The organism is Primorskyibacter marinus, from assembly GCF_003313245.1.
Lineage (GTDB): Bacteria > Pseudomonadota > Alphaproteobacteria > Rhodobacterales > Rhodobacteraceae > Primorskyibacter > Primorskyibacter marinus.
Genome location: NZ_QJSD01000029.1, coordinates 1 through 21,533, shown reverse-complemented (window position 1 = coordinate 21,533; position 21,533 = coordinate 1). Strand labels below are relative to the sequence as shown.

Genomic DNA, 21,533 nt, shown 5'->3' with positions numbered 1-21,533 from the left:
CGTTCGTGCGCTGATATTGTTGTGTCAGCGCCTTCCGGAGGGGTGCCAGAATAGGTTGTGGGTCGGCAAACTCGGCCAATCCGGCTCGTTCCAACAGTTCCGGCTTCTCTCGCCTCCACCTGTCCGGATCAATCAGATAGGTGTCCATGGGGCGGTATTTATAGGACTGCGAAAGGTTAAGATCGCCGGATTTGATGGCGGCGGCAACATGCTGGAACAGAAAGACCTTGTAGAGCGAGGTTCGGAATGTTCCGTCGCTGCGGATCAGTACTTCCCGCTCGTCTTTATCGAGGAAATCCGTTGGCGCACCTGGCCCGACTATGCCATCGTTGTGTTTGAACCGGTCGATGGCGGTGATGAGACCGGCGGGCCGGTCGTTCCTCTCGAACGTGATCACGCGAAGGATGGGACTGAGTCGATATTGTAGTCGCAAGGACCCTGCCTCAAGCACATCGAACCAGCTTTCATCCCGCGCGGTTGCGGAAAGATCATCCTTCAGCTGCTCGAAGGCGCTTGACCGACCTTTATCCAACAAGGTTCGGATTGTGCTGACTTTCTGGTTGTCCGACATTCCATCCGCCTCGGTCACGTCGCGAATGTCGCGCAACAGGCCAAACACAGATGTGTCGAGGTCATTGATGACAGACTTGATCTGCTTTTGCTGTGCTGCCTGGTTCTCCAGCAGCCGATCATTGTGATCGCGCGTCGCCTTTGCGTGAAAGGATGCCATGACACTGAGCCAGAGATCGATCAGGTTATCTTGCGTACGGTAAAACTGATGGGCAACAAAAGCCGTGGCATGGATATGGCGGTCATTGTCTGCGCGTTGTTTGAGCTGAAACAGGCGTGACCGCTGAACGCTGCCCGCGAAATATCGAATACCGGCAGCTCCCAAATCGAGCGCAGCCAGAGGGTCGGATAGTTGGCCATGCAAATCAGCGAGCGTCTCAAAGTCAGCGATGGCTTCCTTAATCTTCGTTGGTCTTGCCGACTGCGACAGCTTCTTTAACAGGGTCAGACGATACCGGTTCTGATCGTCCGGGGTCGAGAAAAGCTCGTCCAGAAAGGCGCGCGCGTCATCGGTGAGATGTGCATCCATCAGTGCGATGAGTTCTACTTTACGGGCCTGCAATCCAGATCGGATCAACTCAAGCAAAACACCTGATCTTGGAACCTGGACGCGCCGTTGGATCAAATAATCCACGCATCGATCAAAGATCAGGCGCGGCTTCAGATATGTTCGCGCCATCGTCGCAATCTCGGCGATCAGGTCTTTCCTGTTGACCTGCCCGAGTGGCATGAAGCCATAGAAATCCAGAATGAGCTTACGATGACGTGCGCGGGTCTGTTTGGGGTAGGTTGCTGGCGAGAACTCCGATCCTGTGAGCCCCAGAAGCTTTGCGGCCGCCTCAATATCCGGGGCGTGATAATGGCGAGGATTGTAGAACTTCTTCGCCGCTTTGAAGTAGGTGCACATCACCAGAAAACCGATCTGGCTAGCGGGTGAACGCAACTCGGTTGCGATGTCCAACAAGGGTTTTGGCAGATCGAAACATCGTTTGCGCTCACGGAAGTCGAATACTGGCGGACCGTCAAACGCCTCTTGCTCGGAGGGTGAAAGGATTTGCATTCGGGGCATGAGGCTCTCCGTCATAGTGGTGTCCGGGAATCGGTCGTTTGACGGCCCCGTGCTTTTCTGTCCGTTAATATGGCTTGACAACGGAATGACGGACAAGATGATTGGCGGATGGAAAAACGGACAAAGACTGCAGAATTTGTTGCTCCGGTCGGATATGCGCGCATCTCAACGGCCGATCAATCGCTGGCCCCACAGATCGACGCGCTCAAGGCGGCCGGTTGCGGGGAGATATTTGAAGATTGCGTATCTGGTGCCAAGACGGATCGACCAGGATTAAATCAAGCGCTCGATCACTTACGTTCCGGTGACGCGCTGATTGTCTGGAAGCTCGACCGTCTCGGTCGTAACATGAGTCACCTGATTGATACGGTTCGCGATCTTGACCAGCGCGGCATCGGATTCAGGTCTCTGACTGAAGGTATCGATACGACAACGAGCGGAGGCACACTCGTCTTTCATCTGTTCGGCGCTCTTGCCCAGTTCGAACGCGACCTCATCCGCGAGAGAACCCGCGCTGGCCTGAGCGCTGCTGCTGCGCGCGGGCGAAAAGGCGGACGCAAGGCTGTCGTCACCGCTGAAAAACTGAAGCGAGCGAAAATGCTGATCGAAAGAGGCCTGACGGTCCGTGAAGCCGCTGCCCGCATAAAGGTCGGCAAAACCGCTCTTTACGACGCGATCAAAGCGGACACCTCACGAAACGCGCCAAACTGACCCATCGCCCCGCAAATCCAAAGGGACTGAAAACACGAACATTCCTGTGGGACCTCGCGTACCTTTATGCCGATGGACCCGCGTTGGTGGGAATGCAGGGCGCCATGACCTTGATGTCTCGGGCATGGGCCTTTTCGATCAGCTCCGAAAGCTTCTCGTCGACCTCGGGATCGGACATGGAATAATCGATCGAGATCCGTCGTGAGATCGAATAATCCGCCGGGCCGAAGTTGATGATGTCGATCCCCTCCACGTCGAGGATCTCGTCGATGTTGTCGAAGAATTCATAGCTTTCGGCCATGGGGATGACGAGGCGGCGGGCGTTCTCGGCCTCCATGTACTCGGACCATTTGAAATCCGGCCCGGCAAAGCCCGCGGCCCGGCACGAGGCATCTCCTCCTCGGCGCCCGTAGGGCGGAAACTTCGCGGCGCGCACGATCTCGCGGGCCTGTGCCGCCGATCCGACCTGCGGCACGATCACCCCGGTCGCCCCCATCTCGAGCGATTTGCGGATGTCCCATTCGTTGGTCCCCCGCACCCGCACCAGCGGCGCGATGCCCGACAAAAGCGCCGCCATGATGAGCTTTTCCATTTGGCTGTCGACGTTTACCGGAACATGCTCGGCGTCTATGAAGGCAAAATCCAGTTCCCAGTTCCCGGCGGCCTCAATGGCCACGGTGGAGCCGCTGTAGAAGGTCGCGCCGAAGACCGGCTCGCCCTTGGACATGCGGGCGGCAAGGTTGGTGTTGAGCGGTGTGGGCAAAGGTTGTCTCCTTGAATCCGTGTTGAAGGCAAATTGAGGGGGAAGGCGGCTGCACCTATTTCAGGTTGGGTTCGATGAAGGCACGCAACTCGTCGGTCTGCGGGTTGCCGAAGATCTCTTCCGAGGGGCCGCTTTCCCAGACGCGGCCGTGGTGCATGAACACGGTCTTAGTGGCCACCTGCCGGGCAAAGCCCATCTCGTGGGTGACAAGCACCATGGTCATGCCGGTCTCGGCCAACTCCTGGATGGCCTTCAGCACTTCGCCGGTCAGCTCGGGGTCGAGCGCCGAGGTCACCTCGTCGAAAAGCATCACCCGAGGCTCCATCGCCAGCGACCGGGCGATGGCAACGCGCTGCTGCTGCCCGCCCGAAAGCTCGTCGGGATAGGCGTGCTTCTTGTCCAGAAGCCCGACCCGCGACAGCACCTTGTCCACCAGCTCGTCATGGCGGGCCCTGGGCAGCTTGCGCACGACGCGGGGGGCCAAGGTGATGTTCTCGGCCACGGTGAGATGCGGAAAGAGGTTGTAGCTCTGGAAGACCATGCCGACCTCGGTGCGCAGGACGCGCAGATTCTGCGGCCCCTCGCCCAGCACATGGCCCGCGATGCGGATGCGCCCCTGCTGAAACGGCTCGAGCCCGTTGATGCAGCGCAACATGGTGCTTTTCCCGGAGCCGGAGCGCCCGATGACCGCGATCACGTCGCCGCTTGCGACCTCGAGATCGACGCCCTTGAGGACTTCGTGCGCGCCGAAATACTTCTTCAGCCCCTCAATGTGCAGTGCTGTCGACATTGCGCTTCTCCTTGAGTTTCTCGCTCCAGAGCGACATCGGGTAGCAGATCGCGAAATACATGAGCGCGACGGTGATGAAGACGTGGAAGGGCTGGAACGTCTGGTTGTTGAGCAGCTGCCCGGCGCGCGTCAGTTCGACGAAGCCGATCAGCGCGGTGACCGAGGTGTTCTTGACGATCTGCACCATGAAGCCGACGGTTGGCCCCAGCGAGATGCGGATGGCCTGCGGCATGATGACGTGGCGCAGGGTCTCGGGGCCGCTGAGGCCAAGCGCCTCGGACGCCTCCCACTGGGTGCGGGGGACCGCCTCGATGCAGCCGCGCCAGATGTCCGCGAGGAAGGCCGTGGCATAGAGCGTCAGTGCCAGCGACGCGGCGGCCAGCGGCGGCAGGTAGAGGCCGAAGAACGGCAGGCCGTAGAAGCTCAGGAACACCACGATGAGCAGCGGCGTGGCCTGCACCAGTTCGATGTAGGTGGCGATGGGCAGCCGGATCCAGCGCGGCCCCAGCGACCGGCCAAGGGCGAAGATCAGCCCCAGGATGCCGCCGCAGAGGAAGGTGGCGACCGACAGGCCAAGCGTCCACATGAGGCCGCGGGCGAGGAAGATCACGCCGTCTGTTCCGAAATCTTGGATCATGCGCGGGCCTCCTTCTTGTCGAAGGCGCTGGCGGCGCGCATCGACGGGGGCGGCACCTTGCGGCGGAACAGCAGCCGCCCGACCAGCGCGTAAAGGATGCGGAAGGCGATGGTGATGGCAATGTAGATCGCCGCGAGCACGAGGAAGGTCTCGAGGCTGCGGAAGGTCGAGCTTTCGATTCGTGCCCCCGCGAGGGTGAGTTCCGAGGCAGAGATCGCCGAGGCGATGGAGGTGCCGAGCACGGTCAGTGTCAACTGCCCGGTCAGCGCCGGGTAGATCACCTTGAGCGCAGGGATCAGCACGACATGGCGCATGGCCTGAAGCTTCGACAACCCCAGCGCCAGCGCCGCCTCGACCTGGGTCTTGGAGATCGCGGCAAGCCCGGCGCGGAAGATCTCGGCGGAATAGGCGCCGAGGTTCAGCGAGATGGCGATCACCGCCGCCTCGTCCGCCGACAGCCGCAGGCCGAGGAACGGCAGCCCGAAGAACAGCAGGAACAGCTGCACCAGAAGCGGGGTGTTGCGGAACATCTCGATATAGACGGTCGCCAGCGTCCGCACGGCGCGCGGGCCGTCGTGCCGCCCGAGCGCGACCACGAGGCCGACGGCAAGGCCGACCACGATCGACTTAGCCGACAGCTCGATCGTCGCGATTGTGCCCTCGATCAGCTCGGGTGCCCGCGAGAGCACCGGCTGGAAGTTCATTTCATAAGCCATGGGACTCCATCCGGCTTGCACTGCGTGCCATGCGGCGGGCAGATGCGCCCGCCGCGGCATTGTAGGTCAGAACGTCGGAAGCTTGCCTCCGGGGGTCGGCACGCCGATCCACTTCTCGTGCAGCTCGTCGAGCCGCCCGGTCACTTCCTCGTAGTAGATGAAGTTGTTGAGCCACTGGTGCAGCTCGGTGGCATCCCGGCGCACGGCCATGGACCAGTAGAGCGTGAAGATCGGAACGTCTTCTTTGACCTCGAAATCCCCCGAAAGGCCGCGCTTTTCAATGACGTCCGCGGCCACGGTGGCGACGGCGGCAGTGGCGTCCACCTGCCCCGAGATCAGCGCCTGCATGGCCAGCGCGTCATCGTCGAAGCGCACCACCTCGAGCCCGTCCACGTCATAGCCGCTGACGGCGATGTCCTGGGTGCCACCCTTCGGGACCGACACGCGCTTGTCGGTGAGATTCTCGAGCTTAGTCAGCTCCATGTCCACCGGCGCGACGAAGCGCATCTCGTAGGCGCCGTAGGGGTTGGTCATGCGGAAGATCTTGGCGCGGCCCGGCGTGGCGGTCATGTGCGCCACCAGCAGGTCGACGCGGCCCGATTCCAGTGCCGCCGCCCGCGAGGCGTTGTTCACAGGCACCACCTCAAGCTCGACCTCGAGATCGGCGGCGATGTCGCGGGCAAGGTCCACGAGGAAGCCGTCGGTCTGGCCGCTGGAATCGGTGGTGTCATAGGGCGGGATGCCGGTGAGCACGCCGATGGTGACGGTGCCCTTTTCCTCGATTTCCGATATGGTCTGGGCGTCGCTGGCTGTCGGGGCACCGACGCTGGCGATGGCGGCAAGGGCCGCGGCCGCAAAGGCGTTACGGGCGAATGGTCTGGTCATTTCATGTCTCCTCCCTGTTGGCGAATGTCGCGGCCCGCTTCGCCAGGATACTGGTCTCCTCTGCCGCTAAGTCATGTCATATGTCAGCAGTTTGCGGTTCGTCAACAGGGAAACGCAGGGGTTGTGTGGGTACACTTGTCAGGAATCGGGACTCATAACGCGTGGTTCGGTCGGAAAGTCGGGCAAAAGCAATGGGCCATGTCCTTGACATATGACTTATGACACGAGTAATCTGGACTGCAGACACCGAGGCGCGGCCCGTCAAGGCCCCTCACCAGATCGAACCAGCAGAGAAGCGAGCCATGCGCAACGAAGCCATCGACATGAGCGACCGGTCCTCCGGCACCCGCGACAAGCGCCACCTCGCCGTCTCGAGCGCGATCGAGGACCGCATTCTTGCCGGGGCGCTCAAGATCGGGGACAAGCTGCCGTCGGAAAGCGCCATCGCGCAGGAATTCTCGGTGTCCACACGGACCGTGCGCGAGGCGCTCCAGACGCTCGAGACCAAGGGGCTGATCCTGCGCCGCCATGGTGAGCGCACCACGGTGGTGCGCGAGGACGTGGATGAATTCCTCGGCACGCTTGCGGTGACGGTGCGCCAGCGATTTGCCTCGGATTCTGACTATTTCGAACAGCTTATGACCGCGCGGCGGATGATCGAGACGGAGGTCTTGGGTATCCTCATCGACCGCCGCAGCCCCATCCCCGAGACGGTGACCAAGGCGCTGGACGCCATGCGTCAAGCGCGGGACGACGGCGATTTCGCGGGCTTTGTCGATGCGGATGCGTCGTTCCATCTTGCGCTTGTGCATTCCGCGCGGAACAGCATCCTGTCGCTGATCTACGACAATTTCGCCGCGCTCATCAACGAGGTGATCCAGGTCACCAGCCGGGTGCCCACCAAGTCGCTCGAGGCCGCCTATGCCGAGCACGAGGCGATCTACAACATGATCCGCGATTTCCGCGAGGCCGCCGCCAAGGAGCTGATGCGCGCCCAGATCGACAACAGCGCGGCCTACCTGCGCGTGGCGATCGAGAATTCGCGGGATCGCGACGCCTGATCATGTGGCGGGCTATCTGTCTGAAATATAAGCGTTTTGCGAGATGCAGCGCGGGCGGCGTGGGTTCGGACCCCGCCGCCTGCGGTCGTCTTACGCCGGCCAGACCTCCTGCAGCTTCTCGCCCGCGAGGATGCGCTGCCGGGCGGTGGCCTCGTGGGCACCAAGCCTGTCGGCTTGGTCGGCGACCGCAACGAGATGCGCGCGCGGGATGCTCACCACGCCATCGATGTCGCCGAAGATCACGTCGCCGGGGTTGACGGTGGTGCGACCCAAGCTGATCGGCACCTGGCTTTCCTTGGGCTCTTTCTTGCCGGTCACGCCGACCGGGCTCGGGGCGGTGCCGAAGAGCGGGTAGCCAAGGCTGCGCACCTGCGCGAGATCGCGCACGGTCGAGTTCACCACGGTCGCGGCGCAGCCCGCCGCCTTGGCACCGGTGCTCATCAGCTCGCCCGAGCAGCTGCCCTCGGCGCAGCCCGCGTCGACCACCATGATCGCCCCGGCGGGGGCGTTGTCGATGGCGTTGTGATAGACATCCTGCGGCTCGCCCTTGCGGTCCGAGGGTGCGAACAGCACCGTCACCGCCGGGCCGACCACCACCGCGCTGGGTGCCATCGCCCCGAAAAGCGAGATCCCATCAAGGAACCCCCAGAGTCCCAGCGCCTCCATGCTGTCGTGCACATCGCCGGAATACCACGCCTTGAGCCGCTCAATCGCGTCGAGCTCCTGCGGGGTGTAGTCGTAGTCAAACATCGGTCTTTTCTCCACGTGCTGATGTTCCGAAATCTGTCCGGGTCGGTTTTGGCCCGCCCTTCGGGTGTGCCGCGCTGCCGTTCTTCCGATGGGGCGAAAGATCAGATGTTGACGGCACCACCCATTGACGCTTACATATACTTATGTCATATGTCAAGAGTGAGCCAGTCTTGAGGAGAGGGCGCTCGCTTGGAAAACGGGAGGACATCATGTTTCATCAAGGATCCGCGCGGGGTTGTCTCGCGCTGTGCATGGCTGGGGCCATGGTTTTCGCCGGGGCGGGTAGCGCCTTTGCCGACTGGCCGGAAAAGGCGGTGACGGTGATCGTGCCGTGGTCCGCAGGAGGCGGCACCGATGCCACCGCGCGCGCCGTCGCAACCGAGCTGGAAGAGATCTTCGGCCAGCCCTTCAACGTGGTGAACCGCACCGGCGGCGGCGGGCTCGTGGGGCACAGCACCATCGCCACCTCCCCAGCCGACGGCTACACGCTGGGCGTGATCACTATCGAAAGCACCATGTTCGAGGCGCAGGGCATCCCCGGCGTGACCCCCGCTGATTTCGCCTATATCGGTCGCTTCAACGCCGACCCCATCGCCATCAACATCGCCGCAGATGCAGAGTACTCGGACGCTGCCGGTCTGATCGACACGGTGCGCGCAGATCCCGGAGCCGTCGCCGCGTCAGGCGCGAACCGGGGCGGGCTGTCGCATCTTGCGTGGATCGGGCTTCTGGATCGGCTCGACATCGACCCCACCGCCGCGAACTGGGTGGCCTCTGACGGCTCGGCCCCAGCGCTGCAGCAGCTGGCCTCGGGGGCCATCGACGTGGTGTCGACCTCGCCCGCCGAAGCGCAGTCGCTGGTGGATGCGGGGCAGGCCAGGACCGTGGCGCTGATCTCGTCCGAACGCAGCGCGCTTTATCCCGACCTGCCCACCACGACCGAGCTTTTCGACACCGACTGGTCGCCCCTGCCCTTCCGCGGCATCGCCGCGCCCACAGGCACCCCCGACGAGGTCGTCTCGAAGGTCGAGGCGGCCCTGAAGGAGATCACTGAAGACAGCGCGTTCCAGGACTTCATGGCCGCGCGCGGGTTCTCGGTGGCCTACCAGGATGCGGCGACCTTCGAGCAGACGGTGACCAGCGCAGCCGAGGGGTTTGGTAGCGCCATGTCCTCGGCCGGGCTGGCCCAGTGACCTGCCAATCCGCCCGAACCACCTGACCTGCCAAGCCTGACCTGAAAGGCCATTCCATGCGCATCGGAGATCGCATCTTCGGGCCGCTCCTCGCCGTGTTCGGTGCCGGGGTGATCTGGGAATCCACGCAACTCCCCTCCATCCCCGGCGTCCGCTTCGGAGCGGACCTCCTGCCCATCGCCATCGGTGCCGTTCTTGTCGTGCTGGGCGGGATGGTCCTGTGGTCCGGGCTGCGCGAGCAGGCTGCCGTCCCCGCCGAGGGCGGCAGCTACAAAGGCCGCAGCGGGCTTGCGGCGCTATGGTCGTTGGGCGGTCTGCTGCTCGGGCTGATGCTGTTCGAGCCGCTGGGCTTTCCGCTGTTCGGCATCGGGTTCATGGCGGTGATGATGGCGCTGATGGGCGCGCGGCTGCGAACCATCGTGCTGGTCGCCCCGGCCTTCGTGCTGGCGCTCCACTACCTTTTCACCGCGGGGCTGCGGGTGTCGCTGCCCGCGGGCCTGCTGGCAGGGGTGCTGCCATGAGCGCCGCAACCCTTGCCACGAGCCTTTCGATGGTGATCGAGGCGCATGTGCTTCTCGCGATCCTCGGGGGGGCGGTCTATGGCCTCTTCATCGGGGCGCTGCCGGGGTTGACCGCGACCATGGCGACGGCGCTTCTGGTGCCGCTGACCTTCTACATGGCCCCCCTGCCCTCGATCGCGCTGATCGTGGCGTCCACTACCATGGCGATCACCGCAGGCGACATCCCCGGCGCGCTGCTGCGCATCCCCGGCACACCCGCCTCGGCGGCCTATACCGGGGAAAGTCACGCCATGACCCTGCGCGGCGAGGCCGGGCGGGCGCTGTCCATCGGGTTCTTCTTTTCCGCGACAGGCGGGATGATCGGGGCCGCCGTGCTGCTGCTCACCGGGCCGCTGCTGGCGCGGGTGTCGCTCAATTTCTCGAGCTTCGAGTTCTTCTGGCTGGCGGTGCTGGGTCTACTGACCTGCGCGCTTGTGTCGGGATCAAACCCGGTCAAGGGCGGCGTGTCGCTGGCGCTGGGGGTGCTGGTGTCGACCGTGGGGCTTGATATCACCACCGGGCAGCCGCGCTTTACCTTCGGGTCGATGGAGCTCATGGGCGGGGTCAGCTTCATCCCCGTGATGATCGGCATGTTCGCCTTTTCCGAGATCCTGCGCGGGCTGTCATCGGATGGTGCCCGCCCCGCTGCCGCCCCGGAAACGCGCAGCCTGCGGCCCTACGCGGGCATCCCCACCCTCGTGCTGCGCTATCCCCTGAGCCTTTTGCGCGGGACCACGATCGGAGCCTCGCTTGGCGCGCTGCCGGGCGTCGGCGGCGACCTTGCCGCATGGATCGCCTATGGCGTCTCGGCGCGGTTCTCGAAGACGCCCGAGAAATTCGGCAAGGGCCACGAGGAAGGCCTGATCGAGGCGACCTCGGCCAACAACGCGGGGCTGTCCTCGGCCTGGATCCCGGCGCTGGTCTTCGGCATCCCTGGAGACGCGGTGACCGCCATCGCGGTGGGCGTCCTCTACATGAAGGGCGTCTCGCCCGGCCCGCGCCTCTTTGCCGAGAACCCGTCGATGCCCACGGCGATCATCCTGTGCTTCTTCGTGGCCAACCTGCTGCTGTTCCCGCTGGGCTATCTTGCCATCAAGGGCGCGCGGCTAGTGCTGATGGTGCCGCGAAATGTCATCGTGCCGATGATCCTCGTGTGCTGTTTCCTTGGCTCCTACGCCATCAACAACACGCTCTTCGGGGTCGGCATCATGCTGGTGGCGGGCCTTGTGGGCTATGTCATGGAGCGCAACGATTTTCCCATCGCTCCGGTGATCCTCGGGCTAGTGCTGGGGCCGGTGCTCGAGCGTAACTTCATCATGTCGATGCAGATCGCGCGGGGCGACCTTCTGGGCTTCTTCGACCGCCCGGTGTCGGCGCTGCTTGGGGCCGTGGTGATCGCCATCCTGCTCTTCACCGTCATTTCCCGCATCCGGAACCGCTCGGCGCGCCACCTGCGCAGGCTTTCCTGAAACCACCCTCAAACCATCGAAAAGGACATCCGCATCATGCAAGATTTCTTCACCGTGCAAGACAAGATCGCCATCGTCACCGGGGGGCTGGGCCAGCTTGGCAGCCAGTTCTCCAAGCAACTGGCCGAGAATGGCGCGAAGGTCGCCATCTTCGCACGCCGCGACCGCACCCCCGACGAGGTCGAGGCGCAGTTTCCCGGCCTTAACGACCGCATCCGGGTCTACAAATCCGACGTCAAGGACAAGGACAGCCTGATCGCGGCCACCGACCGGCTGATCGCCGAATGGGGCGTACCGGACATCCTGGTCAACAACGCCGGGATCGACAGCAAGCCCGACGGCGCCGCCGACCAGAACGCGCCCTTCGAGGTCTACCCCAAGAAATACTGGGACGACGTGATCGAGACCAACCTCACCGGCTGCATGCTCTGCAGCCAAGTCATCGGCAGCAAGATGGCCGAGGCCGGCAAGGGCTCGATCATCATGGTGGGGTCCATGTACGGCATGGTGTCGCCCAACCAGTCGCTTTACGCCTACCGCGAAGAGCGCGACGGCGAACCCTTCGTCAAGGCGATCTCCTATGCCGCGTCGAAATCGGGGCTGCTCAACATGACCCGCTATCTTGCGACCTACTGGGCCAAGAAGGGCGTGCGGGTGAACCTCGTGACCTTCGGCGGGGTCAAGACCGGCTCGTTCGACAAGGAATTCATCGACGCCTTCCTACAGCGCGTCCCCATGGGACGGCAGGCCGAGATCGAGGAATTCGGCCCCATCGTGCAGTTCCTCGGCTCGGACGCATCAAGCTACATGACCGGGGCGAACCTCGTGCTCGACGGCGGCTTTACCAGCTGGTGACATGATGGGCTGCTATCTTGGAATAGACGTGGGCACGGGCAGTGCGCGGGCGGGGGTCTTCGACGATCGCGGCGCGCTGCTTGGCACCGCGGCAGAGGCGATAACGACCTACCGCCCCGCGCCGGATTTCGCCCAGCAAAGCTCGGCAGAGATCTGGGCGGCGGTGGTTGCCGCCGTCAAGGGGGCCATCGTTGCCGCCGGAGTGCCCGGCAGCGCCATCGCGGGCATCGGCTTCGATGCCACCTGTTCTCTGGTGGTCATCGACGCGGGCGGCAGGCCGGTGTCGGTCAGCCCCGGCGGGGAGCCGGATCAGGACGTGATGCTGTGGATGGACCACCGCGCCATCCCGGACGCCGAAGACATTAACGCCATCGGCGGCGCGCCCCTGCGCCACGTCGGTGGCGTCATCTCGCCCGAGATGGAGCTGCCCAAGCTGCGCTGGCTCAAGCGCGAGCGCCCCGACGCCTGGGCCGCCGCCGCCGCGTTCTGGGATCTGCCCGACTGGCTGGTGCATCGCGCCACCGGCGGCAGCGTCCGGTCCCTGTGCTCGACCGTCTGCAAGTGGACCTACCTTGGCCACAAGGGGCAATCGGGCGAAGGCTGGGACGATGATTTCCTCAGCGCCATCGGCCTTGGCGATCTTGCGACGCCGGACCATGCCTCGCTTGGCGCGACGCTGACGGCACCGGGCAGCTGCTGCGGCGGGCTAAGTGCATGCGCCGCGCATGACCTCGGCCTGCCCGCAGGCACGCCGGTCGCGGCCAGCCTCATCGACGCCTACGCGGGCGCGCTCGGGACATTGGCGGTGGAACGCGGCGCGGACGAGTCGCTCGAGACGCGGCTTGCGGTGATCGCCGGAACTTCGACCTGCCATATCGGCCTCAGCCTCGAGCCGATCTTCGTGCCTGGCGTCTGGGGGCCATACTTCGGCGCGATGCTGCCGGGGATGTGGGCGCTCGAGGGCGGGCAATCCGCCGCCGGGGCGCTGCTCGATGCGGTGATCGCCCGGCACGGTGCTTCTGCCACGCTGGAGGCCGAGGCAAGCGCCGCCGGGCGGCGGGTCACGGACCTGCTGGACGATGTGCTGGAGCGGATGGGCGGCGCGCCGACCCTCACCGGCGGGCGCCATGTGCAGCCCGACTTCCACGGCAACCGCTCTCCGCTGGCCGAGCCATGGCGCAAGGGGGCGATCAGCGGGCTGGGGCTGGATTGCGGGGTGGAAGACCTTGCGCTTGATTACCTCGCCACGGTGCAGGCGCTGGCCTACGGCACCCGCCACATCATCGAGGAGATGCGCGCGGCGGGCGCCCGAATCGACACCCTCGTGGTGAGCGGCGGGCTGGCCCGCAACGCGCTGTTTCTGCGCGAGAATGCCGATGCCACCGCCTGCCGCGTCATCGTGCCCGACCAGCCAGAGCCCGTGCTGCTAGGCTGCGCCATGCTAGGCGCGGTGGCTGCCGCGGACGCGCCCGACCTCGACACCGCGATGACCGCTCTCAGCGGCACCGGCACCGTCATCACGCCGCGCGGGGGGCCCATCCGCGCCTACCACGACCGCAAGTATCGGGTGCTGCGCCAGATGCAGCAGGATTTCGCCCGCTACGCAGACCTCATGGAAAAACCCACATGACCAAGATTACCCTCGTCGCCAGCGGCGACCTGCGCGAAAGCGCCAACGTGCAATGCTGGCCCGCCCAGGCCGTGATGGAGGCAAAGCTGACCGAGGTGCTCGCCCGCATGGGCCACGAGCTGGTCCGCGGACACCCGGTCAAAGAGCCGCAGGGGCACGGCTTCATCGCCTCGCAGCGCGAGGGCATGGACATCTTCGCAGGCCTCGACCCCGACGCCCCGCTGATCGTGGCCGAGGCGGTCTGGCAATATTCCCACCACCTGCTTGCGGGGCTGACTAGCCATCGCGGCCCGATCCTCACCGTCGCCAACTGGGAGGGGGAATGGCCGGGGCTGGTGGGGCTCTTGAACCTCAACGGCTCGCTCACCAAGGCGGGGGTGGCCTATGCCTCGATCTGGTCCGAGGATTTCGAGGACGCCTTCTTTACCGAGAAGCTGGACGAATGGCTCTCCACCGGCACCATAGTGCATGACGCCAGCCATGTGAGCGCCTTTGTCGGAGACGCCGGGCCGGATGCTGCACTGGTGCAGGACATCGCAAACGATCTGCGCCGCAACAAGGCCATTCTCGGGGTGTTCGACGAGGGCTGCATGGGCATGTACAACGCCATCATCCCCGACGAACTGCTGATGCCCATGGGGCTGTTCAAGGAACGGCTGTCGCAATCGGCGCTCTATCATGCCACGCTTCAGGTACCGGAGGCCGAAGGCCGCGCCGCCTACCAGTGGATGTTGGATCGGGGCATGACCTTCCACCTTGGCACCAACCCCGCCACCCAGCTGATCGAGGCGCAGGTCATCGATCAGTGCCGCATGTACATCGCCGCGGTGCGCATGGCCGACAGCTTCGGCTGCGAGGCCATCGGCATCCAGTACCAGCAGGGGCTGAAGGATCTGCTTCCCGCCTCGGATCTCGTCGAGGGGATGCTCAACAACGACGACCGTCCCGATGTCACCCGCACGGACGGCAGCGTGATCCGCCCCGGCGAGGCCATCGTGCATTTCAATGAGGTGGACGAATGCGCCGCCGTCGATGGCCTGCTCATCAACCGGCTGCACCGGGCGCTTGGCCAGCCGGTCGAGACCACGCTGCATGATCTACGCTGGGGCGGACCGGATCTGTCGGACACGCATGAGGGCTATGTCTGGGTGCTCGAGATCTCGGGGGCCGCGCCACCCGCGCATCATCCCGGCGGCTGGGCCGGATCCGCAAGCCACCGCCAACCCGCGATGTTCTTTCCCTTCGGGGGCGGCACGCTCAAGGGCTATGCCCGCGAGGGCGAGATCGTCTGGTCCCGGATCTATGTCGAGGGCGGTGCCCTGAAGATGGATATGGGTCGCGGGCAGGCGGTGACCCTGCCACCCGAGGAACAGGAGCGCCGGTCGCAGGCCACCAACCCGCAATGGCCGATCATGAACGCCATTCTGAGCGGGGTCAGCCGCGACCAAATGATGGGGCGGCACAAGGCCAACCACATCCAAGTGGTCTATGCCACCTCAGCCGCCGAGGCGGATCGCGCTCTGCGCGCCCGCGCCGCGCTTGCAACAGAGCTTGGCATAGACGTGTCCCTCTGCGGTGTCACTGAATAGCCCCTAGTATTGTAGACGCCTTCTTGGTTGGTATTGCGCTGCCTGTTTTCGAAATCGACAGGCGACAGCATCCCGTTTCTGGCATGTTTGCGTTTCGGGTTATAGAACATTTCGATGTAATCGAAGATGTCTTGTCTGGCTTGCTCGCGGGTCTTGTATGCTCGACGACGAATGCGTTTCATCTGAACTCAGTGAATGGGCTGCATACTGAGTGGAAGAGCGGCTTCCGCACATTATTCCGAGGTCCGTCGACGAAGTATCTCGCGGGCTATGCCCGATGGATGGTGGCGCGCCGCAAAGGCGATGCCGTAGAAGCATTCAGGTCGATACTGGCTTGAGTTGATACACCGCCAACACGATTTTCAGACATAGCCCCTCAAAATCACTCAACCGCATGACAACTCTCGGCGGTGAGATGTGAGGGCGAGCCTTCTGAGACAAGTAGGAATGCGACCAATCCGCCAAAAACTTGATCGCTGCATCGCGGTCGTACAGAACCGAACTTGCCATGAGAAAGGAAAATCGGCGAGGGTATACATAATCGTTCGGGACCGAAACCTGGCGGGAAGTCATCTGCGCAACAAACTGCGCAGCATTAATTGTCAATCAACGTGAGCATCGCAAATGAAAAATAAAATCACCGGAATAACCTTCGATCTGTCCAATATGCATCTGCATGGTTCAGCTTTCCATGACTTTCTAAAACTGCGCAAGCGATTTTTTGTGGATACGCTGAACTGGGACATTCCGCATAATGATGATGTCGAAATGGACCAGTACGACAATCCCACCGCGGCCTATTCAGCGGTGCTCATGAATGGACGTCTTGTGGGTGGCGCGCGCGTCATGCGGTTTTCCGACAAGTGGGGGAGTCACGGCTGCATGCTTCAGGATGCAGTCGACGGGCGTATCGATGGCATCCCGGCCAATATTCTTCCTCGGGCGCACACATTCGCAAATGCGTCGGAATGCACCCGGCTTGTCCTTTCGGATCAGCTTACTTCGCCGCATGACAGGCGAGAATGCCTTGCACTGGTTGTGCAAGGGCTAGTGAAACTGGCTATAGATCAGGGATCGGACGATCTGGTGACACTGACGGTGCCAGGCTTCCGCCGATCGCTGGGCAAACTCGGCTACGAAGTTAAACAGGTGGGCGAAAAATACCGGAACAAGCATGACGGAAGGTCCTATGCGATCCTGTCGATGCCAGCCGTCCATGTTGACACCGCGGCCCAACCACAGCGGCAAGCAAATGTTTGACACCATACCCATGGAAAGCTATCGATTTGATGTTTCACAAATGGTACACTTGGGCACTACCTTGCTTTGCGCAAGAGGGGGTGAAGGCGATTCAGGAAATCATCAGAAAAACGGGCGAGCGCTACTTCGTACTAGACGTATGCGTATTGCTGGTTCCGGCTGCCAATTTCAACCGCTCCGCGAGAGCGGTGGCCTCACCGTGAACGGAGTAAGGCGGGTTGTGATGGATCCGGCGAAGTTAGAAATTTTTCTCCGGCGCAAGTGTTAATTTGTTCGCCAAGTGGATGGGACGCGGTGTGAATCTTACCGATCAGCTGAGAACGCTGTTAACGCGACTTAAACTGCAAAGCCCCTGCGGCTTTGCAGCCGCTTTCCAGGTTGCGTTTGCCACCCCCAGATACCTTTTCCAGACCTATGATGAAGAGTGGATGAACTATTATTCCAAGATGGGGCTCGTAATGAAGGATCCCGCCGTAAGGTGGGGATTTGCCAACGACGGGATTGCATCTTGGCCCGAACTTCAGAAGTTGGATGACAACGGTGTCTTCGATAAGGCGAGCGAGTTCGGTCTGAACTACTGGGCGGTTATGGCGACCTCAGAAAGAAATTCGAAAAGCATCGGGGCATTCTCCCGGTCGGACAAGGATTTTTCCGATGGCGAACGCAAAGAGATTTTCGCCGACTTCAAAAGCCTGCACCATCTGACGCTTCAGGGACCGGCAGCCGAACCCGAATTCGGCGAAATGCTTTTGGACCTGTCTATCCGACACACACACGCCAAAATCTGAAGGCCCAGACTTTCCTTTCGCGGCTCCGTTGGAATTGGCGCTGGATGCATCGCCTCTACGGAGGTGGCCTTGTGAAATCACTTTCAGCACAATTTTCTCCCATAGGGCGGATTTCGTGAGGCGTCTGCGTGGCGGGATGACGACGTGGACACCTCTCAATATCGTTCTATGAAAGAGCCGTGTTAAGTGTTGCGCTGCGCTATCTTCACAGTCGCCGCTAAGATCTTCAGGTCGTTCGCGAGAGACAAGATCCGATTGTAGTGCGAAGCGTGGTCGCCGCGTTCAGCGACAGTTGTGCAATGCTGATCGGATACCTGCCAGAGGCCGGTGATGCCAGGGCGCAGATCGTAGTAGTCCTCTCCGGAATTGAGCGCCTTCTGCGATACCAACATCGGCCGTGGACCCACGAGGCTCATGTCACCGATCAGCACGTTGAAGAATTGGGGTAACTCGTCGAGGTAGGATATTTGCAAAAACCGTCCGAGCATGGTGAGGCGAGGGTCGTTGCGGAGATTCTGCCTACTGTCCCACTCATGGCGTTGGTCAGGATCGTTGCACAGATGGTGCTCGGGGCAGGTATTGGTGTTCTTCGCCGTCGAGCGCAACTTCCACATACGATAAACTCGACCGTTCTTGCCAATCCGGTCCAGACTGTAGAACGGATTGCCGCCGTCAAATGCGACCAGTAGCGCCAGAATGCTGACAATCGGCAATAGGACGGGCAGGGTCAACATTGTCAGGGCAATGTCGAAGGCGCGCTTTCCGAACCTTCGATAAAGTTGGGAAGGGCGATGGAGTGTTCCGATCATTTTGAAAAGCTTAGGATTTTCATTGTTCATAATATTTCTCGGTCATTGTAGCTTTCATATCCGATGGCCCGATACGGAAAACGAAGAAGTCGTGGTGCCCAACAGGAGACGACTCGGCTTGAAAAAAACTGGCGTAAACGTACTGGCTTTCTAAATTTACTTTGAGAATTGGGTCATGCTAAGGTTTTTTAACCGTGTTTGAGGTAGTTCGGCGACCTGTCTTTTGGGGCAGTTCATGGGCAACAAACGAGCCATAGTCATTTGTTTGATGGTGTGATCCTTTCTCATGAAAGGAAGGAAGCATTTGGGGGACAACTTCGTCACGGGATCTCCGCGATAACGCATGCTGTCCGAGCAGCAACACAGAGATCGCAAGCTTCGCTCAGTGACGTAACGTCAATCAGAAGGTTGCATTTTTTTCAGGATCGTCCAAAATCCTCAGAAAAATAATACGAAAACAGCTACTTGCGCGAAATTTGTCAGACTTACCTGTCTTTTCGGCTAGGTTGAGCATATCGATGACGAATGCGATCAACAGATTATCAGTAATCAGTTATTTTATTACGAGTGCACAGAACGAGATATATGGTAATAGGTATATTGTTATATTTGGTCGTTGTTTCGACCTGTAAACTGCCGGGGCGATCGCATGTCGCCCCGGCTTTTTCTTCATTTAAAGGACTCTATTGCGCAAGTCAGCTGACGGACGGTTCCCCCCTTTCCCCAGACGGATTTATCCCACGGCTTTCGTGACAGGAATGCCAACTGCTCGACAAGCTCGGTCAGGCGACCGATCTGGTCAAGGTAGAGCACGCCATCTCGCGCACGGGGGCGGGCAAATCCACATCAGGCTGTGCGAGCGCCTTTTCAAGAAGCTTCATGCTTGCCGGACCTTTTGGTGCCACGAGGCCGAACTCGGTCAGATGTCCCCTCAACGCGTTGATCAACTGGGTCCGCTGACGCACAAAACACTGGTGCGTCCGGAAGGCGACAGCGCGCCCCTGTTTCTCAGCGCTCTTCACCGCCACAAAACGCATGCTGGGGCGGCTGGCCGCTTCGGCGTCAGCGCGGCCATTCTTCTGGCGTTTCACGAACGGCTTCACATAGGCCGCAGGGATCAGGCGCGCCTCGTGTCCATGAGACTGAGCGACCCGCCCCCAGTGATGGGACGTCGCACAGGCCTCCATCGCCACGACACAATGCGCTTGCTCTGCCAAGAGTTGATATAGCCGTGGTCGCGACACCGACCTGTTGAAAACAACAGCGCCGTCCACTTTGACGCCGCAAACTTGAAAACTGCCCTTGGCAAGATCAATCGCCAATATGCTAATCTCTGAAATGGATGCCTCCCTCGTGTTGGTTCCTATGAAACCGTTATGGCACATTCAATGCCGTCGGGTGGGGGCATCCACCGCATCAATTCAGTTTGTTCGGTCACACTGATCTGTCTGATCGCATTGATCCGGGGCATGCTTTGCCCTATCAAAACTTCAACCTGCCGTAACTTCACGACAATCTCTTCCGGCTTGGGTCTCTTGATAGCCACTCTTGGTCCTCCGCTTTCCTAACTATAGGGGCGGACCCCTTCAAAGGGGGAGGTTCAGTCTTGTAAGTGGACGATGTTAGTTTGCTCATGCCGGTCAGCTACCACACTGGATTAACGACATAAATCTCTTACCAGATCTGTGAAACAGAGCCATCGGACTATCAAATCCGTCCGATACTGGGCTTGCCTTGCGAAACGCACTAAGACACAACCCAAGATAGTAGAAGAGGCATGCAATAGTTTTTTGGGGGGCATATGAAAACGATTGATACCCTCCTTGCCGACTATGATTTCGAGGGTCTGGCCACGGCGGGGTATCACTTGGCGCTGCGCGTGGGTTTTGCGTTTCCCGAATATGAATGCAATTCGTTGCCGCAGGAATGGGTCGAGATATACACGAGGGACGGATTGATGATCTTTGATCCTATCATCCGCTGGGTCTATGACAATTCAGGTTACACACGCTGGAGCGATATTTCCAACGGCGACGAACGCAAAGTGCTGACAACTGCGGCGTCGTTCGGACTGCAATATGGCGCAGCAATCAGTGTGATGTACGATGACGCGCCGGGCCTGCGCTCTTTCGGGTCCTTCGCGCGCGCCGATCGGGAGTTCAAGGATGACGAGCTTGAGCTTTTGAGCTGTGCGGTCGGTGAATTGCACCAAGCGCTTGCGCCCGCACGTGGCCTGACAAATGCTGAAATCGACGCACTCGAATTGCTGGCATCCGGTCTGATGCTCAAACAAGTTGCGCACCGACTGGGTGTCAGCGAAAGCGCGGTGAAGCTGCGATTGACCAACGCTCGTTCAAAGATGGGCGCGCGCACCAATACGCAAGCTGTTGGTCAGGCGAAAAAATACGGCTGGATTTGAGCGCCAGCACGACACGCTATCATCATACATTCGTCTCTAGCAGTCACAGAGGTAGCCACACAAAATTGTGGCCGATTGTCGATGAATTGATCTCCACCGGCTCGCAATCACGCCGTTGCCTGACAACGTGGGGCCCAGCCGCCGCTTACCTGCGCACGGCGGCGTTCGGAGGCGACCAATGACTTTTTTTGTACATGAACCCGAGCCGCGACAACAGATCAGCGATAGAAGAATGGTGGACTTGAACACCCTCTGCATCGGCCAATGCATCCGGTAGTTCAAAAAGCGTGATGTCGGGGTCTTGGGTCACCACTTCTTCGAAGAACGCACGGTGCGGCGGCATGGCCCATTGTCCTGACGGTTCCCCAATTCGGTAATATGGTAATCCCCCCATTTCTAATGGGGCTCAGCCGTAGAATTCACGCGGCTGTTTTCAGTTTCATTGCGGGTGTCATGCCGCCGATGCCCATGTTGGGTCGCTCGTTGTTGTAAGTCCATAGCCATTGTGTTGCCTGGACCTGTGCCTCCTCAATGATTTCAAAGATATATTGGCCCATCCATTCGCCACGAACGGTGCGGTTGTAGCGCTCGATGAAGGCATTCTGCTGCGGTTTTCCTGGGTCGATGTAATGCCAATCCACGCCGTTCCTNGCTGGTGAATTCCGTGCCGTAATACCTTCGGAATGTCATTGATTGAGAGGCTTTGAGCGCCACTCAATTATCTGGTTCAGCGCACGCACGACACGTTCAGCAGGCAGCGAGAAGTCGACCTCAATAGCCAGTCCTTCGCGATTGAAGTCATCCAAGACGTTTAACGTCCTGATCGACCGGCCATCCGCTAACTGATCCGCCATGAAGTCCATGGACCAAGTCTCATTGGGTCTTTCAGGCACAGTCAGTGGCTCCGGCTTGTCCCGCTTCAAGCGTTTCTTCGGCTTAATACGCAGGTTCAACGCCAGCTCACAGTAGATCCGGTAGACTCGTTTATGGTTCCAGCCATAGCCCTGCA

The 21,533-nt window shown here is 61.0% G+C and carries 22 protein-coding genes and 3 pseudogenes; 11 read left to right on the top strand and 14 right to left on the bottom strand.

Annotated features, from left to right (window positions below):
* Window positions 1–1,639 (bottom strand): DUF4158 domain-containing protein (locus DMZ65_RS18185; protein WP_198662720.1); only part of this gene is annotated, 1,639 nt, incomplete at its 3' end.
* 108 nt (window positions 1,640–1,747) lie between these two features.
* Between DMZ65_RS18185 and DMZ65_RS18180 the strand changes: the two genes are divergently transcribed.
* On the top strand, window positions 1,748–2,350 hold the full coding sequence (locus tag DMZ65_RS18180) for a recombinase family protein (protein ID WP_116599936.1): 603 nt from the start codon (window positions 1,748–1,750) through the stop codon (window positions 2,348–2,350).
* Between the two features lie 64 nt (window positions 2,351–2,414).
* Here the strand turns inward: DMZ65_RS18180 and DMZ65_RS18175 are convergent, their stop codons facing one another.
* From DMZ65_RS18175 to DMZ65_RS18155, 5 genes are all read right to left on the bottom strand, one after another.
* The gene (locus tag DMZ65_RS18175) at window positions 2,415–3,113 is read right to left on the bottom strand and encodes an HpcH/HpaI aldolase family protein (protein ID WP_198662736.1); all 699 of its coding nucleotides are present in this window, start codon (window positions 3,111–3,113) and stop codon (window positions 2,415–2,417) included.
* A 55-nt stretch (window positions 3,114–3,168) separates the two neighbouring features.
* On the bottom strand, window positions 3,169–3,903 hold the full coding sequence (locus tag DMZ65_RS18170) for an amino acid ABC transporter ATP-binding protein (protein WP_116600159.1): 735 nt from the start codon (window positions 3,901–3,903) through the stop codon (window positions 3,169–3,171).
* Entirely contained in the window at window positions 3,881–4,540 is a 660-nt protein-coding gene (locus tag DMZ65_RS18165; RefSeq protein WP_116600158.1) for an amino acid ABC transporter permease, read from the bottom strand. The genes DMZ65_RS18170 and DMZ65_RS18165 overlap by 23 nt, the downstream gene beginning before the upstream one ends.
* The gene (locus tag DMZ65_RS18160; RefSeq protein ID WP_116600157.1) at window positions 4,537–5,256 is read right to left on the bottom strand and encodes an amino acid ABC transporter permease; all 720 of its coding nucleotides are present in this window, start codon (window positions 5,254–5,256) and stop codon (window positions 4,537–4,539) included. The genes DMZ65_RS18165 and DMZ65_RS18160 overlap by 4 nt, the downstream gene beginning before the upstream one ends.
* Window positions 5,257–5,322: 66 nt before the next feature.
* Window positions 5,323–6,141 (bottom strand): transporter substrate-binding domain-containing protein, encoded by an 819-nt coding sequence (locus DMZ65_RS18155; protein ID WP_116600156.1) that lies wholly within the window; start codon window positions 6,139–6,141, stop codon window positions 5,323–5,325.
* 218 nt (window positions 6,142–6,359) lie between these two features.
* Here DMZ65_RS18155 and DMZ65_RS18150 point away from each other — a divergent pair, with 218 nt between their 5' ends.
* The gene (locus tag DMZ65_RS18150) at window positions 6,360–7,202 is read left to right on the top strand and encodes a FadR/GntR family transcriptional regulator (RefSeq protein ID WP_116600155.1); all 843 of its coding nucleotides are present in this window, start codon (window positions 6,360–6,362) and stop codon (window positions 7,200–7,202) included.
* Window positions 7,203–7,292: 90 nt separating this feature from the next.
* Here the strand turns inward: DMZ65_RS18150 and DMZ65_RS18145 are convergent, their stop codons facing one another.
* Complete coding sequence (locus DMZ65_RS18145) at window positions 7,293–7,952, bottom strand: RraA family protein (protein WP_116600154.1); 660 nt, start codon at window positions 7,950–7,952, stop codon at window positions 7,293–7,295.
* Between the two features lie 209 nt (window positions 7,953–8,161).
* On the opposite strand from DMZ65_RS18145, the gene DMZ65_RS18140 reads away from it, so the two are divergent.
* From DMZ65_RS18140 to DMZ65_RS18115, 6 genes are read left to right on the top strand one after another with little or no spacing between them, the layout of a single operon-like run.
* On the top strand, window positions 8,162–9,145 hold the full coding sequence (locus DMZ65_RS18140) for a Bug family tripartite tricarboxylate transporter substrate binding protein (protein WP_157960679.1): 984 nt from the start codon (window positions 8,162–8,164) through the stop codon (window positions 9,143–9,145).
* Between the two features lie 56 nt (window positions 9,146–9,201).
* Window positions 9,202–9,666 (top strand): tripartite tricarboxylate transporter TctB family protein, encoded by a 465-nt coding sequence (locus DMZ65_RS18135; RefSeq protein ID WP_116600152.1) that lies wholly within the window; start codon window positions 9,202–9,204, stop codon window positions 9,664–9,666.
* On the top strand, window positions 9,663–11,174 hold the full coding sequence (locus DMZ65_RS18130; protein ID WP_116600151.1) for a tripartite tricarboxylate transporter permease: 1,512 nt from the start codon (window positions 9,663–9,665) through the stop codon (window positions 11,172–11,174). Before DMZ65_RS18135 ends, DMZ65_RS18130 begins: the two co-directional genes overlap by 4 nt.
* Before the next feature lie 36 nt (window positions 11,175–11,210).
* Window positions 11,211–12,029, top strand: coding sequence for an SDR family oxidoreductase (locus DMZ65_RS18125; protein WP_116600150.1), 819 nt, complete (start codon window positions 11,211–11,213; stop codon window positions 12,027–12,029).
* Between the two features lies 1 nt (window position 12,030).
* Window positions 12,031–13,659, top strand: a complete 1,629-nt coding sequence (locus tag DMZ65_RS18120; RefSeq protein WP_232825056.1) for an FGGY-family carbohydrate kinase — start codon at window positions 12,031–12,033, stop codon at window positions 13,657–13,659.
* On the top strand, window positions 13,656–15,248 hold the full coding sequence (locus DMZ65_RS18115) for a fucose isomerase (RefSeq protein WP_116600149.1): 1,593 nt from the start codon (window positions 13,656–13,658) through the stop codon (window positions 15,246–15,248). Before DMZ65_RS18120 ends, DMZ65_RS18115 begins: the two co-directional genes overlap by 4 nt.
* A gap of 14 nt (window positions 15,249–15,262) precedes the next feature.
* Here the strand turns inward: DMZ65_RS18115 and DMZ65_RS18110 are convergent.
* Window positions 15,263–15,424: pseudogene (locus DMZ65_RS18110) on the bottom strand (IS3 family transposase); the annotation flags it as partial.
* Between the two features lie 448 nt (window positions 15,425–15,872).
* On the opposite strand from DMZ65_RS18110, the gene DMZ65_RS18105 reads away from it, so the two are divergent.
* Window positions 15,873–16,508, top strand: a complete 636-nt coding sequence (locus DMZ65_RS18105; RefSeq protein WP_232825055.1) for an acyl-homoserine-lactone synthase — start codon at window positions 15,873–15,875, stop codon at window positions 16,506–16,508.
* A gap of 284 nt (window positions 16,509–16,792) precedes the next feature.
* Entirely contained in the window at window positions 16,793–17,296 is a 504-nt protein-coding gene (locus DMZ65_RS18100; RefSeq protein ID WP_116600148.1) for an autoinducer binding domain-containing protein, read from the top strand.
* A gap of 182 nt (window positions 17,297–17,478) precedes the next feature.
* On the opposite strand, the gene DMZ65_RS18095 is transcribed toward DMZ65_RS18100, so the two are convergent.
* From DMZ65_RS18095 to DMZ65_RS18085, 3 genes and pseudogenes are all read right to left on the bottom strand, one after another.
* Window positions 17,479–18,105: a sugar transferase gene (locus DMZ65_RS18095; protein ID WP_232825054.1), complete on the bottom strand. Its 627-nt coding sequence runs from the start codon at window positions 18,103–18,105 to the stop codon at window positions 17,479–17,481.
* 782 nt (window positions 18,106–18,887) lie between these two features.
* Window positions 18,888–19,379: a hypothetical protein gene (locus DMZ65_RS18090; RefSeq protein ID WP_232825053.1), complete on the bottom strand. Its 492-nt coding sequence runs from the start codon at window positions 19,377–19,379 to the stop codon at window positions 18,888–18,890.
* 149 nt (window positions 19,380–19,528) lie between these two features.
* Window positions 19,529–19,651: pseudogene (locus tag DMZ65_RS18085) on the bottom strand (IS3 family transposase); the annotation flags it as partial.
* Between the two features lie 255 nt (window positions 19,652–19,906).
* On the opposite strand from DMZ65_RS18085, the gene DMZ65_RS18080 reads away from it, so the two are divergent.
* The gene (locus DMZ65_RS18080; protein WP_116600146.1) at window positions 19,907–20,524 is read left to right on the top strand and encodes a helix-turn-helix transcriptional regulator; all 618 of its coding nucleotides are present in this window, start codon (window positions 19,907–19,909) and stop codon (window positions 20,522–20,524) included.
* 145 nt (window positions 20,525–20,669) lie between these two features.
* Here the strand turns inward: DMZ65_RS18080 and DMZ65_RS18075 are convergent, their stop codons facing one another.
* The 3 genes and pseudogenes from DMZ65_RS18075 to DMZ65_RS20210 all read right to left on the bottom strand — a co-directional run.
* Window positions 20,670–20,867, bottom strand: a complete 198-nt coding sequence (locus tag DMZ65_RS18075; protein ID WP_116600145.1) for a hypothetical protein — start codon at window positions 20,865–20,867, stop codon at window positions 20,670–20,672.
* A gap of 76 nt (window positions 20,868–20,943) precedes the next feature.
* A complete protein-coding gene (locus DMZ65_RS20215) occupies window positions 20,944–21,198 on the bottom strand; it encodes an integrase core domain-containing protein (RefSeq protein ID WP_438942748.1) in 255 nt (84 codons plus the stop codon).
* Between the two features lie 24 nt (window positions 21,199–21,222).
* Window positions 21,223–21,533 (bottom strand): annotated as a pseudogene (locus DMZ65_RS20210) (DDE-type integrase/transposase/recombinase); the annotation flags it as partial.